Here is a 14,714-nt window from a genome sequence, read left to right as displayed (position 1 = left end):
AGGGCGAGCGTTTTTGTCAAGGTTGATGCGAAAACTGAAAAAATCATGTAGGAGGAAATTTCCATATGACAAAGATTCGTACAGCGGCCGTTATCGGCTCCGGTGTGATGGGCTCCGGTATCGCTGCCCATTTGGCAAATGTAGGTATTCCCGTGTTACTGCTCGATATGGTGCCTTCCCAGCTGCAGCCGCAAGAAGAAGCTGCCGGCCTTACGTTAGATCATCCGAAGGTGCGGAATCGATTTGCTCTTAATGCGATGGATAAGCTCAAGAAGACGAACCCAGCTCCCCTATATAGTGAAGCTTTCGCTGAACGTATTACACCCGGCAATCTGGAGGATGACTTAGCGAAGCTTGGAAGCGTGGATTGGATTATTGAAGTTATTGTGGAAAATTTGCAAGCGAAGAAGCAGCTCATCAGCCGTATTGAAACCGTTTGGAAGTCGGGAACGATTGTTTCCTCGAATACATCGGGCATTTCAATCAATGCCATGGTCCAAAGCGCTAGCCCTGAGTTTAAAAAGCATTTCCTAGGCACTCATTTTTTTAATCCGCCTCGCTATATGAAATTATTGGAAGTGATTCCAAATGAACAGACAGATCCTGCAATTGTTGCTTTTATGACCGATTTTTGTGAGAAAAAGCTTGGAAAAGGTGTTGTTCAAGCGAAAGATACGCCGAATTTTATCGGCAATCGCATTGGTACTTATGGGCTATTGGTTACTTTGCGTGAAATGCTTGCAAATGGATATACCGTCGAAGAAGTGGATGCTGTAACCGGCCCGGCAATGGGCCGCCCTAAGAGCGCGACGTTCCGTACGTTGGACTTGGTGGGTCTGGATACATTCGTCCATGTGGCTAATAACGTGTTTGATCTTGTGACTGACCCTGCGGAGAAGGAAGTTTTCAATACACCGGCCATCTTAAGAACGATGGTAGAAAAAGGCTGGATCGGAGAGAAGCAGGGCCAAGGGTTCTATAAAAAAGTGAAGTCCGAAGCTGGCAAAGAAATTCAATCCCTAGATTTAAACACCATGGAATATTCGGCAAGCCGCAAAATCAGTTCAGGCTCTTTGGAAGCTTCGAAGCAGGCCAGAGGTACGGTAGGGAAGTTAAAGGCTTTGCTCGGAGCCAAAGATCGCTATTCAGATTTAGCGTGGAACATTTTGAAGCCAGTGCTCCTCTATTCCGCTGAAAAATTAGATGAGATTGCAGATTCAATCGTCGAGATTGATAATGCGCTCAAATGGGGCTTTAACTGGGATCTCGGTCCTTTCGAAACGTGGGATGCCATTGGACTGAAACGTTCTGTGGAACGAATGGAAGCGGAAGGGAGTAAGGTACCTGAATGGGTAAAAGATTGGATTGCATCGGGTCATGACAGCTTTTATGAGAACAGGGAAGGCCAAAGTTTTTACTATCTGAAAAATGAGTTTCGCGGCGTTGAAACAAGGCCAGAACTCATTTCACTTGCATCTTTAAAACAGCAAAATAAAGTCATCCGTTCCAATAGCGGCGCGAGCTTGATAGACATTGGAGACGGGGTTGCTTGCTTAGAGTTTCACTCGCCAAACAATGCCATTGGAGCCGATATTCTCACGATGATTCAGCAAAGCGTGGACGAAGTACGCAGCAACTATCGCGGAATGGTTGTCGCTAACGAAGGCAAAAACTTCTGTGTCGGCGCCAATGTGATGCTGTTGTTAATGGAAGCGCAGGATGGCGAGTGGGATGAAGTAGACGGCATCATTCGTTTATTCCAAAACTCCATGCTGAAGCTCAAAAGGCTGGAAAAGCCAGTTGTTGCTGCGCCGCATAAGATGACGCTTGGTGGCGGAGTTGAGGCTTGTATGCCGGCAGATCAAATTATTTTCTCGGCAGAAACGTATTATGGACTCGTTGAGGTGGGAGTTGGCTTAATTCCAGCCGGTGGCGGATGTAAAGAGTTAGCACTTCTGGCAAGTCAACAGGTTCGTGACCCGGAAGTCGATCTTCAGCCGTGGATCAATGCGATTTTTGAAACGGTGGCCATGGCAAAGGTGTCGACGAGCGGGCATGATACGAAACGACTTGGCTATATGCGTGCTGGGGATACGGTCGTTGTGCATCCGGATCATCGTATTTATGAAGCGAAGCAAGCGGTTCTTCGCATGGAAGCAGCGGGATATACTCCTCCTGTGCAAGAGAAAATCCGCGTCGTTGGCGAGAATGGCAAAGCGGTGATGCAAATTGCTGCCTATACGATGCGTCAAGGCGGATATATCAGCGAGCACGATCAATTGATTGCGAATAAGCTTGCGCACGTGCTTGCAGGAGGTAATGTGCCAGCAGGAACGTTAGTCACAGAGCAGTATATGCTTGATTTAGAGCGTGAAGCTTTCCTTAGTCTTTGTGGAGAGCTGAAAACACAGCAGCGCATGCAATACATGCTTTCCAAAGGGAAAGCATTGCGGAACTAAGGGAGAAGACCTTGCGATTCTAATTAGAAAGCCCCGAATGGTGTATGCCTATTACTCATAATGAGGTGAAATCGATGAAAGAAGCAGTCATTGTATCGATAACGCGCACGGCAGTCGGTCGCGCGAAGAAAGGCAGCTTCGCTCAAACCAGAGCGGAGGACCTGGGTAAAGCCGTATTAGAAGAAGCGGTGCGGCGTGCTCCTGGACTCGACAAAGGTGATGTCGAGGACATCATCATCGGGTGCGCGATGCCCGAAGGCGAGCAAGGGCTGAACTTCGCCCGCACGATGTCGTTGTATGCGGGCTTCCCTGTGACCGTGCCGGCGATCACGGTCAATCGCTTTTGCTCCTCCGGGCTGCAAGCCATCGCTTATGCGGCGGAGCGCATTATGCTTGGCCACGCGGAGGTGATTGTCGCCGGAGGCGTTGAGAGCATGAGCCACGTCCCGATGACGGGCTTCAAGCTCTCGCCGCATCCGGGGCTGGTTGAGAGCATGCCCGAGGTGTACATGGGCATGGGCCACACGGCCGAAGAAGTCGCGCAGCGCTTCGGCATCTCGCGCGAAGCGCAGGATGGCTTCGCAACGCGGAGCCATCAGAAAGCGGCTGCCGCGATTGCAGCCGGCAAGTTCGTAGACGAGATCGTGAAAGTAGAGACGAGCGTGAAGGGCGTTGACGAACGCGGTAAAGCGTTCGAGCGGAAGTTCGTGTTTGCCATGGATGAGGGCGTTCGCCCAGATACATCCGTGGAAAGGCTTGCCAAGCTGAAGCCTGCGTTCAGCTTGGGTGGATCTGTGACGGCGGGCAACGCGTCACAGACGTCGGACGGCGCAGCGGCGGCCGTGCTGATGAGCCGCGAGCGCGCGGAAGCGCTCGGGCTGAAGCCGCTGGCGACATTCAAGGCTTTCGCGCTTTCCGGCGTGGAGCCGGAAATTATGGGCGTCGGGCCTGTGAAGGCGATTCCGAAGGCTTTGCAGATGGCAGGTATCACGCAAGACCAAGTGAAACTGTTTGAAATCAACGAAGCGTTCGCTTCGCAATGTGTCCATATTATTCGCGAGCTAGGTTTGAATGAAGATTTGGTGAATGTGAACGGTGGCGCCATCGCCCTCGGGCATCCGCTCGGGTGTACTGGCGCGAAGCTGACAACGAGCTTAATTCATGAGCTGCAGCGTCGTGGCGGCGGCTATGGTGTAGTGTCCATGTGTATCGGCGGCGGGATGGGAGCCGCCGGAGTATTTGAAGTGCACCCCGTTTAATTGAAGCAGATAAATGGAAAAAGAACGGATTCATGAGAGTCTATCTAGGCCCTCATGAATCCTAATATTTACCCTTGTACAATTAATTTAGAGGAGAGATGAACCATGGCGGAGAAAGTCGTAGGCGGTAGTTTTGTTATTTCAGATACGGATTTTCATGATATTGTGACACCGGAGGATTTTACCGAAGAACATCGCATGATTGCGGAAACAACGCGTGATTTCGTAACGGGGGAAGTCATGCCGAATGATGAGCATTTGGAAAAACTCGATTATGATTTAACGGTAAAACTGATGCGCAGCGCGGGTGATCTCGGATTACTTGGCTCTGATGTACCTGAGATTTATGGCGGACTAGGGTTGGATAAAGTAAGTTCCACTGTGATTAGTGAAAATCTCGCCCGTGCTTCATCCTTTGCTTTGTCCATTGGGGCGCATGTCGGGATTGGCACGCTGCCGATTGTATTTTTTGGAACAACTGAACAGAAGAAGAAGTATTTACCCGACCTTGCGACAGGCGCGAAAATCGCGGCCTACTGTTTAACGGAACCAACATCCGGCTCGGATGCTTTGGGGGCAAAAACGACAGCTCGTTTGTCTGACGATGGAAAATACTACCTCTTAAACGGCTCCAAATTGTATATCACAAATGCCGGATTTGCTGATATTTTCATCGTTTATGCGAAAATCAATGGAACTGATTTCACAGCCTTTATCGTGGAGAAAGGTGATCCTGGCTTTACGATGGGACCGGAAGAGAAGAAGATGGGGATCAAAGGCTCGTCGACGCGTCCGCTTTATTTTGAAGATGTCCGTGTGCCGGTCGAGAATTTATTGGGTGAAATCGGTAAAGGGCACTTGATTGCTTTTAACATTCTAAATATTGGCCGTTACAAATTGGCTACCGGTTGTCTGGGTGCTTCCAAGGAGACGATTGAGTTAGCTTCGAAATATGCGAATACCCGCCAACAGTTTAATACGCCTATCTCACGTTTTCCATTGATTGGTAAAAAGCTGGCGGAAATGAATATTCAAACGTATATGCTGGAGAGCATGGTGTATAGAACGACTGGATTGTTCGATACCATTCTCAAAGATATTGACCATACGAGCCCTGATGCCGGTAAACATTCATCGAAAGGGATTTCCGAGTACGCGCTGGAATGCTCCATTAATAAGGTGTTCGCGTCTGAAGTGTTGGATTTTGTAGCGGATGAGGGTTTGCAAATTCATGGCGGTTACGGCTTTATCCAGGAGTACAAAGTGGAGCGTATTTACCGGGATTCACGGATTAACCGAATTTTTGAAGGAACGAATGAAATCAATCGCCTGCTCATTCCAGGTACTTTAGTGAAGAAAGCGATGAAAGGCGAACTGCCTTTGCTGCAAAAAGCTCAAGCGCTGCAAGCGGAACTGCTCTCTATCGTTCCAGGCCAAACGTTCGAAGGAACGCTAGCCGAAGAGGTGCATCTGGTTTCGATGGCAAAGAAGGTATTTCTTATGGTTGGTGGGCTTGCGGTACAGAAGTATGGTATGGCGCTAGAAAAAAATCAGGAGGTTTTAAGTAATTTAGCCGACATCATGATCCAAATTTTCGCTGCTGAAAGCGGTCTTCTTCGTACACAAAAGCTGATTGAAAAAGCAGGGGAAGAAAAGGCGAAGAATGCGATCCAAATCACGACGGTTTTTGTTCATGAAGCATTTGACAAAATTGAGGCATATGCGAAGGAAGCGCTCAGTACGATGGAAGAAGGAGATGTTCTTCGGACTCAATTGTCTATTTTGAAAAAGCTGTCCAGACGCAGCAGTGTGAATACGGTTGGTTTGAAGCGCGACATCGCCGCACGTGTTATTCAGGGTGAGAAATTCATCGTATAGTCATCGATGTCAAGAACCTGAAGGGGATGGTTTTGTATGAATGAGGCAAAGCCTTGGCTGCGCCATTATCCGTCTGAAGTGGCGCCGACTTACGAGTACCCGAAGCATAATCTTGCACGTTTGTTGGTAGATTCCGCACATAAGTTTCCGGACCGACCTGCCTTGTATTTCTTGGGGAAAACGCTGCGTTATCGGGAGGTATTGGAAACGTCCTATCGTTTTGCCAATGCTTTAAAAGAGCTGGGTGTCAGCCCGGGGGATCGGGTGTCGATTATGCTGCCGAATTGTCCTTCGGCCATCATTGCCTACTTCGGAACCCTGATGATGGGCGGGATCGTCGTCATGACGAATCCGCTCTACGTGGAGCGAGAGCTGGTCCACCAGCTCTCAGATTCCGGAGCAACCGTTATTGTGACGTTGGATTTGCTGTTTGATCGAGTGCAAAAGGCGAAAGCGAAAACACCGATTCGACATGTTATTGTGACTTCAATTAAGGACTATTTGCCCTTTCCCAAAAATGTCTTATATCCGATTAAAATGAAAAAAGATGGTGCAAACCTTGCTGTCACTTACGGGGAAGGTGTTTATTCTTATAAAAAGCTGCTCCGAGCAGCTTCGCGCGTCCCGATTTGTGTAGATGTGAAAGCTGACGAGGATATTGCTCTTCTTCAATACACCGGAGGAACGACAGGAATATCCAAAGGTGTCATGCTGACGCACACCAATTTGATTGCTAATACGTACCAAACAAGTCATTGGTGCTATCGTATTCGGTTAGGTGAAGAAAGATTCTTGGGGGCTATCCCTTGCTTCCATGTCTTTGGCTTGACAGTCTTGTTGAATCAATCTATGTATCGGGCGGGGATGCTGATCCTCATTCCAAAGTTTGATATCAACTTGATTTTAGACACGATTCATGCGCTGAAGCCAACGATTTTCCCAGGTGCGCCCACCATGTACATTGCCTTAATTAATCATAAACGCGTGAAGGAAGTAGATATTTCTTCTATAAATGTTTGTGTAAGCGGTTCAGCGCCTCTCCCGTTAGAGGTGCAAGAGCGCTTCGAGGCATTGACAGGCGGTAGATTAATCGAAGGCTATGGGTTGACGGAAGCATCCCCTGTTACGCATGCGAATCCCATTTGGGGTTTTCGGAAAATAGGCTCAATTGGTATCCCTTTTCCAGATACAGATACGAAAGTTGTTGATTCGGATTCAGGTCAAGAGCTGCCGATTGGGGAAATTGGCGAAATTATCATTAAAGGGCCTCAAGTGATGAAAGGGTATTGGCAGCGCGAGCACGAAACGGCCAAGACCATTAGAGATGGTTGGTTATATACGGGCGACATGGGGCGTATAGACGAGGATGGTTTCTTCTCAATTGTTGATCGCAAGAAGGATTTAATTATAGCCGGAGGTTACAATATTTATCCGCGTGACATTGAGGAGGTTCTCTTCGAGCACCCGGCAATTCTGGAGGCCGCTGTTGCAGGCGTACCGGATGAATATCGGGGAGAAACGGTGAAAGCATTTGTAGTGCTGAGACCGGGAATGACGTTAACAGAAAAGGAGCTAGAATTGTGGTGCCGTGAGCGCTTGGCTGCCTACAAAGTCCCTCGGAAAGTCGAATTCCGCCAGTCTCTGCCGAAGACGATGATTGGAAAGGTGCTGCGCAGGCAATTACTAGAGGAAGAGAAGAAGGTTTAAGAGCCTTTTCCTGTTTAAAAATTAAGGGGAAGCCCTTTACAAGAAGAGTGGAGGGAATCCTATGGACGATTCTAACGAACGCATGAATAAGAGACTGCAGCAATTAGCAGCATCAGCGGAGCCTACATTTTGGGGCTTTCTTGGCTGTGAATTTGTGAGTGTGCAAGACAACATCATCACGATTGCTTTGGAAGCCAAAACGCATCACTTGAACCCGATAGGGATCGTGCATGGCGGTGTACTATCTTCCTTACTGGACAATGCGATGGGGATTGTTGTGATGATGGCCAGGCCGGAGGATAAGGTTGTAACGACAAATTTAAATGTTCATTTCGTAGCTCCGCTTTATGAGGGCCGCTTGTTAGTGACGGCTGAGCTTGTTCATCAATCCCGTAAGATGATAACTACGCAAGGTCGTGTTGTTGACCGTGAAGGCAATTTGGGAACGATTGGAACGGGAACGTTTCGAGTGATTTGAGGGTTGAGTTGTGTAAAAGGAGGGGCATGTGTTAAGCGTGCCTCTTTTTGTCGTGAGTGTTAGATTCCATGTGTTATGTTATGTATTCTTACATAAAAATAGAGAAAGTCATAAAAAGTTCATAAAATTTCCTGTGATGTCATATAAGTTAACACTAATTCATTGACTGAAATGGCAAGATCATCCTATAATCATTTAAAAGGCATTAGGGGGGGAGAACGATGCATCTTACTATTCGTGAAGCATTATCCATATATCCTTTAACAGAAGCGAAGTTAGTAGCAGGCAAGCAAGGTGATTCCCGCATCGTTAAATCAGTCAATGTGATGGACGCTCCTGATATTGCGGATTGGACGAAATCAGGTGAGATGCTCTTCACCACTGCTTTCGCGATGAAGGATAGTCCGCAAGAGACGGTTAATTTACTTCGTAAATTAAATGATCGCGGAGCTGCTGGGTTAGGTATCAAGCTGGGGCGTTTTTGGTCGGAGCTGCCGCAGATTGTCGCAGATGAAGCAGATCGGCTGCATTTCCCGATTATCGAGATGCCCTTTCAATTCACGTTTTCTGATCAAATGAATGCCTTGTTTAACGCAGAATACCGCCGCAATACACAGCTGCTGCAATCTGTTCTTGAGAAACAGAAGAAACTGATGCAATTCGGATTGAAACAGGATAATATGCTTTCCATGTTCCAATTAATAAGTGATATTCTTGGTTATCCTATGGCGGTAGTGGGAGCTAGAGGACAAATTTTATATAACACAAGCACATGGAGTCCCGATCAACTATCCCAGAATTGGCCGTGGAAACGGAAATCAGGCTGGGTATACGCAGGTAAGGAACGCGCTTATCGTGTAGGACTGCATCAGCAAGACGATGAGCCTCTTGGACATTTGTTGATTATACCGGATGCGGTTCTGCTCGCAAACGTGGAGGAAGGCTTATTCCAGCAAGCTGCAGATATCCTGACCTTCCATATGTGTTATACGTTCCGATCGCATGTTGAAGCATCCGCACAGCGCGATTTACAAAACAATCTCTTGCGCTACTTGGATAAAGGAACCTCTCTAGAGGAGTTCCTTGAACAGGCGGAAGCTAGAGGGTTATCGATCTTTACCGGAGCTTATCAATGTGTGATTAGCAAAAATAAGCCGGAAAAACTCGAGGATGAGCAGCCCCAAGGTAAGCTCAAAAACCTAAAACAATTTATGGAATCACATCCGAAATCAAGCAGTCTGGCCGGGCACCATTTTGTGTTCAAGGATATGATGTTCTCGATCTATTCAACGAATCAGGTAGACGGGTTTCCAGAGGAAGAGTTGTCACTACTTCTGACCAAGTATGCAGGCGATTCAGGATGTATCGAAGAAGCCGGTGAAATGGCTTTCTATACAAGTTCTATGAAATTAAAGCCAACAGCGTTAAGGGAAGCCTATATGGAATGTTTGGAAACGCAGCGTATGGCGTCTAAGCTTGGATTGCCGGATCGAGTGCTTCATTATGAAACCATTGAATTCGCGCATCTCTTCCAAAATGTGTCTTCCACTATGATGGAAGATTACTGTGCCAAAATTCTACGTCCGTTACTCGAAAAAGATGCCGAGTACTCGCAAGAAATGATTCGCACTTTAGAGGTGTTCATACGTAATGATGGTCAAGTAAGCGAAGCGGCAAAGCAATTATTTATTCATAGGAATACAGTAACGTACCGCTTGGAGAAAATTAGTGATCTCTTACAGGTTGATTTCAAAAAAGTAAACGATCTATTAAAATTGAAGGCGGTCTTCTTGTTCCGCCAATTTTTACACGTTAGATAGTAAACATAAAACCCTGAGACGCTTAAGCGCTCAGGGTTTTCGTTTTTCCAAAGTAATTACGGTAATCTCCGGCCTGCACATCAGGCGAAAGGGGAGTGTCGTTGTTCCAATGCCTCGATTGGTGTAAACAATCATTTTCGAATTAGGCACTTCACTAAGCCCAATTACATAATTTCTACCGCGCGGTGGTGTGATGACAGCTCCAACTCCTGGTAACCGTATCTGACCGCCATGTGTGTGGCCGGATAATTGCAAATCGATGGCGTGTTCAGTTACCTTATCCGCGAAATCAGGGCAGTGAGATAGCAGCAAGGTAAATATTTGGGCATTGGCCCCGCGTAAGGTTTTCGCAATATCCGGTTTACCCGTCAGCATGTCCTCAACGCCTGCGATTTGTATGGTTTGTCCTTTATAGGTGATCGTCTGAAAAGCGTTAACGAGAGATTGAAAGCCTCCGTTATGCAGGATCGGGAGAGTGTAATTGTACCCAATCCACTTATCATGGTTGCCAAGTACAGCCCATTTTCCCAAAGGTGCCTCTAAGCTGCCCAGCAATTGACTGGTTAGATCTGGATCTTCACTTATGTTGGCGTCAAATAAATCGCCGGTAAAACTAAGGATATCCGCTTTTTCTTTCTGAATGAGTTTCACGACACGTTCTAAATCCTGAAGATCAAAGTGATGACCAATATGGATATCGCTGAATTGTAAAAGTTTAATACCATGGAAGGCATTGGGGAGTCGCTCGAAAGGCAGAGTTATTCTCGTAATCTCGACCCACTTGGGTTCCAAGAAACTAGCATAACTGCCAAGTAAACCTCCGGAAGCGATGAAAGAGCCTGCAAGCACAGTACCTTTCTTGAGAAAAGAGCGTCTTGAGATCGGGGGTGGTGATTGCATATGTTCCTCCTGTTCTTCCCTAGGAATATTTACAATTTTATTATACCAGTAAGATAGAGGGGGTTGCGAGTTGTGTGATTTGCATATGGTTGTGGCTTACTTTATAATCATTATTAACTAGATAGGAAGGGAGATGTTCATATGTCAGCATGGAAAGAATTAACTACAGTTGAAGAGTGGCAGGAAGTACTGAATCGCTCCTCCGAGAAACCCGCTGTCGTTCTTAAGCACAGCACAACATGTCCGGTAAGTGCAAGCGCACTTGATGAATATGAGGAATATCTGTCCGGTAAACCAAATGCGGATGTGGATTATTTCTTAGTGAAAGTTATCGAATCACGTCCAGTGTCGAATCAAATTGCGGAGGATCTAGGAATCAAACACGCATCCCCGCAAATCCTTTATTTTAAAGATAAAGAATCCATCTGGAATACATCTCACTGGTCCGTTACAAACAAACATATCACAGCTGTTTTAGATTAATCCTATAATCCAACTCAAAAGATGCCCTTAGTTACTGCCTATATGAATATAGGTATAGCTAAGGTTTTTTTACGTTTTACTTGTAGTATATGTTTTACAATTAATTGAACAAAGTTTAAAAAAGATTGGCAAGCCGATCTTCCTCCTATATACTTATTTGGCAACTATAAGATATCAACCTCTCAAGGAGTTTCTCATCATGAATGCCATGAATAAAACCAAAGTACCTATCTCCATATTTCTTTTGATCGGCATTATTGCCATTTCCTTCTCAGCGATTTTTGTTCGGTGGTCTGATGCGCCTGCTTCTGTCATCGCGATGTACCGGCTTCTCATGACGAATGCCTTAATGCTGCCTTTTCTGTGGAATTATAGGAAAGAGATTGCTAGAATTCGACTAAGAGATTGGCTGAGAACAGCCATATCTGGTATATCGCTTGGTTTGCATTTCTTATTTTGGATGGATTCCCTTCATTTTACGACAGTAGCGAGTTCGACAGCTATTTTAACGTTAGAGCCCATTTTTGTGCTGCTCGGAGCGTTTCTTCTTTATGGACATCGGACTAGTCGAACGGCCTTGATTGCCATGTGCATTGCTATTGTGGGTGCCATTTGTATCGGATGGGGAGATTTTCAATTTTCCGGTAATGCGCTTAAAGGGGATTTGTTATCTCTAGTCGGAACGATTGCTGTAGCCTTACATATGCTCTTAGGCAAAAGCTTGAGAGAACATATATCAGCTTTTGTTTATAGTTTTTTCGTGTTCTTATTCGCTGGTCTGGTACTTGCTGTCACCAACATTTTCACAGAGGTATCATTTACCGTTTACCCAGCGAAAGAGTGGGGGATATTCTTGCTTTTGGCGGTTGTTCCTACGGTATTTGGTCATTATGTATTTAATTGGCTGCTTAAATATATGAAGGCTTCTTCCGTGTCAATGACCGTTTTAGGGGAACCGCTCGGTGCAACTTTATTAGCGTACTTCTTGCTCGGAGAAACGATCACAACCATTCAACTGCTAGCCGGTTGTTTGCTGTTAGTTGGCGTGGGCATGTTTTTACGCAGTAATGAAAAGGAGTAATTTTTTTCGTTATTTATTGAACAAGGGTTAAATAAAACGGTTGTCAAAAGCTCTCATACGCGGAGGTATATCGTGAGATTTCGTGATTTTCATCGTAATGTCAAACTAAGAATCGGGCTTTCCTTCTTATCCGGAACCGCCAATAATATGGTGCTTCCCTTTATGTCGATTTATTTTTCTGGAAAGTTAGGAGATACAAGTGCTGGTCTAGTCGTAATTCTTGGCATTCTTGCAGGTGTCATCGCGGGAATAATAGGCGGCTACTATGCAGATCGAATTGGGCGCAAAAAGCTGATGCTCACTGCAGAATTAGGTTGGATGCTTTGTTTCGCTGGAATGGCGCTGACCAATTCGCCTTGGCTTGAATCTCCGGGGATGACCTTTGTTCTGATGATATTTGTTAGTATGTTCTGGGGAATTCATGGTCCTGCCAATGAAGCCATGCTGCTGGATGTAACAGCTCCGGATGTACGGAAATTTATGTATGCCATCATGTACTGGATGAACAATTTATCTTTTGCAATTGCAGGACTTGCGGGTGCTTTCTTATTCAAATCTTACTTGTTCGAGCTGTTCATTGGCTTGTCCGTTATTGGCTTGGTCACTCTGATCGTGACTTATTTCTTTATTGATGAAGTCTATCAACCGCAAGCTGCTAGAGAGAATAGAGGCAGTCGAAGTCCGTCGATGTGGGCCAATTATCGGATGGTACTGCGAGATAAAACTTTCCTGATTTTCACACTGGCATCACTCCTGCTTGTATCTGTTGAGTTTCATCTTGGTAATTACGTGGGTGTAAGGCTCGAAAAAGAGATGGTGAATATGCCATTCTTCCCATGGAATGAACAATCTTGGCGTATTGATGGGTTGAAAATGTTAGGCTTTATCCGGACCGAAAATACGGTGCTTGTCGTTGTACTCTCCGTCTTCATGGGGGTTATGATGCGAAGATTCTCCGATAGCAAAGTACTGTTCATTGGATACACTTGTTACATATTGGGGTACAGCTATCTGGCTTATAGCAATCAACCATGGCTGCTGCTCGTCTCGATGTTCATTGCAACGGTTGGAGAGCTTATGTATGTACCGATTAAACAAGCCTATCTTGGTAACATTGCACCTGATCATGCAAGAAGCTCTTATATGGCATTATTCGGAATGGTGTATAAAGGAGCCATGCTTTTAGGAGGTTTCGGTGTCATGCTTGGCGGATTGCTATCTTCGTGGTTGATGGCATCTCTTATCGCGTTTAGCGGCTTCGTTGGCATGATCATGTTCTATGCGATTCTAGCGCAATTAGAAGAGCGTAAAGTGAAGGCGGAGGTTAGTCACCAGGCTTCTTCTGCAAGCGTTTCGGCATAAACAAAGGAATCAAATAAGCCACAATTGAAACAGCCGCATCAACGGAGCAGGAGCTCTGTTTCATGCGGCTGATCTTTCGTATGGGGAGGAGTTATTTCTTCGCTGCGGCGAATTCCGCTTTGATTTTACCTAACAGCTCTGGGCTGGCAAGTACTTCATATGCCGTGAAAGCCAGCAGCTTTGCCGCAAAAATCATGGCATTAAGAGCGGGTTCCTGCAGCGCGAGATCACGGAACTCCTTGGTATGCAGCATGTGTCTCTCATCTACAACTTTGACAAAAGGGTGAATCGTCGGGCATTGGGTAGACACGTTGCCTAGGTCGAGGGAACCGTGATCCTTGCCAACTTCGATCTCTTTCGGGTCAATGCCCATTGCTATTAACTGATCAGAGAAGACGGCTGATAGTGTCTCATTGGTTCGAAGTTCGTCATACGAATATTCGTAAAAGGAAGTCTTCAATGTGCAGCCGGTTTGCAGGGCAGCGCCTTCAGCGCAGTGAAGCACTTTCTGGACGAGCTCGTTCGTATACGTACGAGATGCTGAGCGGACATAGAACTGAGCGACGGCATAGTCAGGGATAATATTTGGAGCTTTGCCACCTTCGCTAATAATGCCGTGAATACGCGCATCAGACTTGGTCTGTTGGCGCAGTGCATTTATAGAATTGAACAGTTGAAGGACAGCATCAAGTGCGTTGATGCCTTCATAAGGTTGAGCAGCTGCATGAGCGGAACGACCAAAGAATTCGTACTGTATAGCGTCCATAGCTAGTGATTCGCCAGACTTTTCATACGTATAGTACGGGTGAGCCATCAGAGCAATATCCACATCTTTGAATAGTCCAGCCGCGGCCATTGGCACTTTGGCGCCCTTGGTTTCCTCGGCAGGTGTTCCATATACACGGATACTGCCACCTGTCTCATCGATGACCGATTTAAGGCCAATGGCTGCGCCAATGCTCATCATGCAGATGAGATGGTGACCGCAAGCGTGACCTAGGTCGGGCAATGCGTCATATTCAGCTAAGAAGGCCACGACTGGGCCAGCTTTACCAGAATCATAGGTAGCTATAAAAGAGGTTGCAATATCTAATACACCGCGTTCAACATGGAAGCCGTGATAGGCCAATTCTTCAGTTAAGCGATCGGAAGCTTGAAATTCTTCATGCCCAAGCTCCGGGTTTGCCCCAATAAAGTTGGATATGGCTTTGAATCTGTCCGCATGGTTATCAATGGTTTGCGTAATGGTTTTTTTCATAATATGGAAGGCTCCTTTGTTGAATGGTT

General features: G+C 46.2%; 11 protein-coding genes. 9 read left to right on the top strand and 2 right to left on the bottom strand.

All coding sequences use genetic code 11. From position 1 onward, the window contains the following. Positions 1 to 65: 65 nt before the first annotated feature. From QFZ81_RS17700 to QFZ81_RS17675, 6 genes are all read left to right on the top strand, one after another. Positions 66 to 2,459 carry a 3-hydroxyacyl-CoA dehydrogenase/enoyl-CoA hydratase family protein gene (locus tag QFZ81_RS17700; protein ID WP_307603758.1) on the top strand — a complete coding sequence of 798 codons (2,394 nt, stop codon included), beginning with the start codon at positions 66 to 68 and terminating at the stop codon, positions 2,457 to 2,459. 74 nt (positions 2,460 to 2,533) lie between these two features. After that, positions 2,534 to 3,718, top strand: coding sequence for an acetyl-CoA C-acyltransferase (locus QFZ81_RS17695; protein WP_307603756.1), 1,185 nt, complete (start codon positions 2,534 to 2,536; stop codon positions 3,716 to 3,718). 105 nt (positions 3,719 to 3,823) lie between these two features. Continuing rightward, positions 3,824 to 5,596 carry an acyl-CoA dehydrogenase family protein gene (locus QFZ81_RS17690; protein ID WP_307442225.1) on the top strand — a complete coding sequence of 591 codons (1,773 nt, stop codon included), beginning with the start codon at positions 3,824 to 3,826 and terminating at the stop codon, positions 5,594 to 5,596. A 36-nt stretch (positions 5,597 to 5,632) separates the two neighbouring features. Further along, positions 5,633 to 7,303, top strand: coding sequence for a long-chain-fatty-acid--CoA ligase (locus QFZ81_RS17685; RefSeq protein ID WP_307442226.1), 1,671 nt, complete (start codon positions 5,633 to 5,635; stop codon positions 7,301 to 7,303). 61 nt (positions 7,304 to 7,364) lie between these two features. Next, complete coding sequence (locus QFZ81_RS17680) at positions 7,365 to 7,781, top strand: PaaI family thioesterase (protein ID WP_307603754.1); 417 nt, start codon at positions 7,365 to 7,367, stop codon at positions 7,779 to 7,781. 221 nt (positions 7,782 to 8,002) lie between these two features. Next, a complete protein-coding gene (locus QFZ81_RS17675) occupies positions 8,003 to 9,601 on the top strand; it encodes a PucR family transcriptional regulator (protein WP_307442229.1) in 1,599 nt (532 codons plus the stop codon). 30 nt (positions 9,602 to 9,631) lie between these two features. Here the strand turns inward: QFZ81_RS17675 and QFZ81_RS17670 are convergent, their stop codons facing one another. After that, the gene (locus QFZ81_RS17670; protein WP_307442231.1) at positions 9,632 to 10,501 is read right to left on the bottom strand and encodes a metallophosphoesterase; all 870 of its coding nucleotides are present in this window, start codon (positions 10,499 to 10,501) and stop codon (positions 9,632 to 9,634) included. A gap of 141 nt (positions 10,502 to 10,642) precedes the next feature. Here QFZ81_RS17670 and ytxJ point away from each other — a divergent pair, with 141 nt between their 5' ends. The 3 genes from ytxJ to QFZ81_RS17655 all read left to right on the top strand — a co-directional run bounded on the left by ytxJ (position 10,643) and on the right by QFZ81_RS17655 (position 13,427). Beyond that, complete coding sequence (gene ytxJ / locus QFZ81_RS17665) at positions 10,643 to 10,984, top strand: bacillithiol system redox-active protein YtxJ (protein ID WP_029194256.1); 342 nt, start codon at positions 10,643 to 10,645, stop codon at positions 10,982 to 10,984. Between the two features lie 199 nt (positions 10,985 to 11,183). Next, the gene (locus QFZ81_RS17660; protein ID WP_307603752.1) at positions 11,184 to 12,065 is read left to right on the top strand and encodes a DMT family transporter; all 882 of its coding nucleotides are present in this window, start codon (positions 11,184 to 11,186) and stop codon (positions 12,063 to 12,065) included. 72 nt (positions 12,066 to 12,137) lie between these two features. Then, positions 12,138 to 13,427, top strand: a complete 1,290-nt coding sequence (locus QFZ81_RS17655) for an MDR family MFS transporter (protein ID WP_307603750.1) — start codon at positions 12,138 to 12,140, stop codon at positions 13,425 to 13,427. A 91-nt stretch (positions 13,428 to 13,518) separates the two neighbouring features. Here QFZ81_RS17655 and QFZ81_RS17650 read toward each other — a convergent pair whose 3' ends face one another. Beyond that, positions 13,519 to 14,685 (bottom strand): M20 family metallopeptidase, encoded by a 1,167-nt coding sequence (locus tag QFZ81_RS17650; protein ID WP_307603748.1) that lies wholly within the window; start codon positions 14,683 to 14,685, stop codon positions 13,519 to 13,521. Between the last annotated feature and the right edge of the window lie 29 nt (positions 14,686 to 14,714).

It is taken from the genome of Paenibacillus sp. V4I9, assembly GCF_030817295.1.
GTDB lineage: Bacteria > Bacillota > Bacilli > Paenibacillales > NBRC-103111 > Paenibacillus_E.
This window is presented reverse-complemented; position numbering and strand designations above follow the sequence as displayed.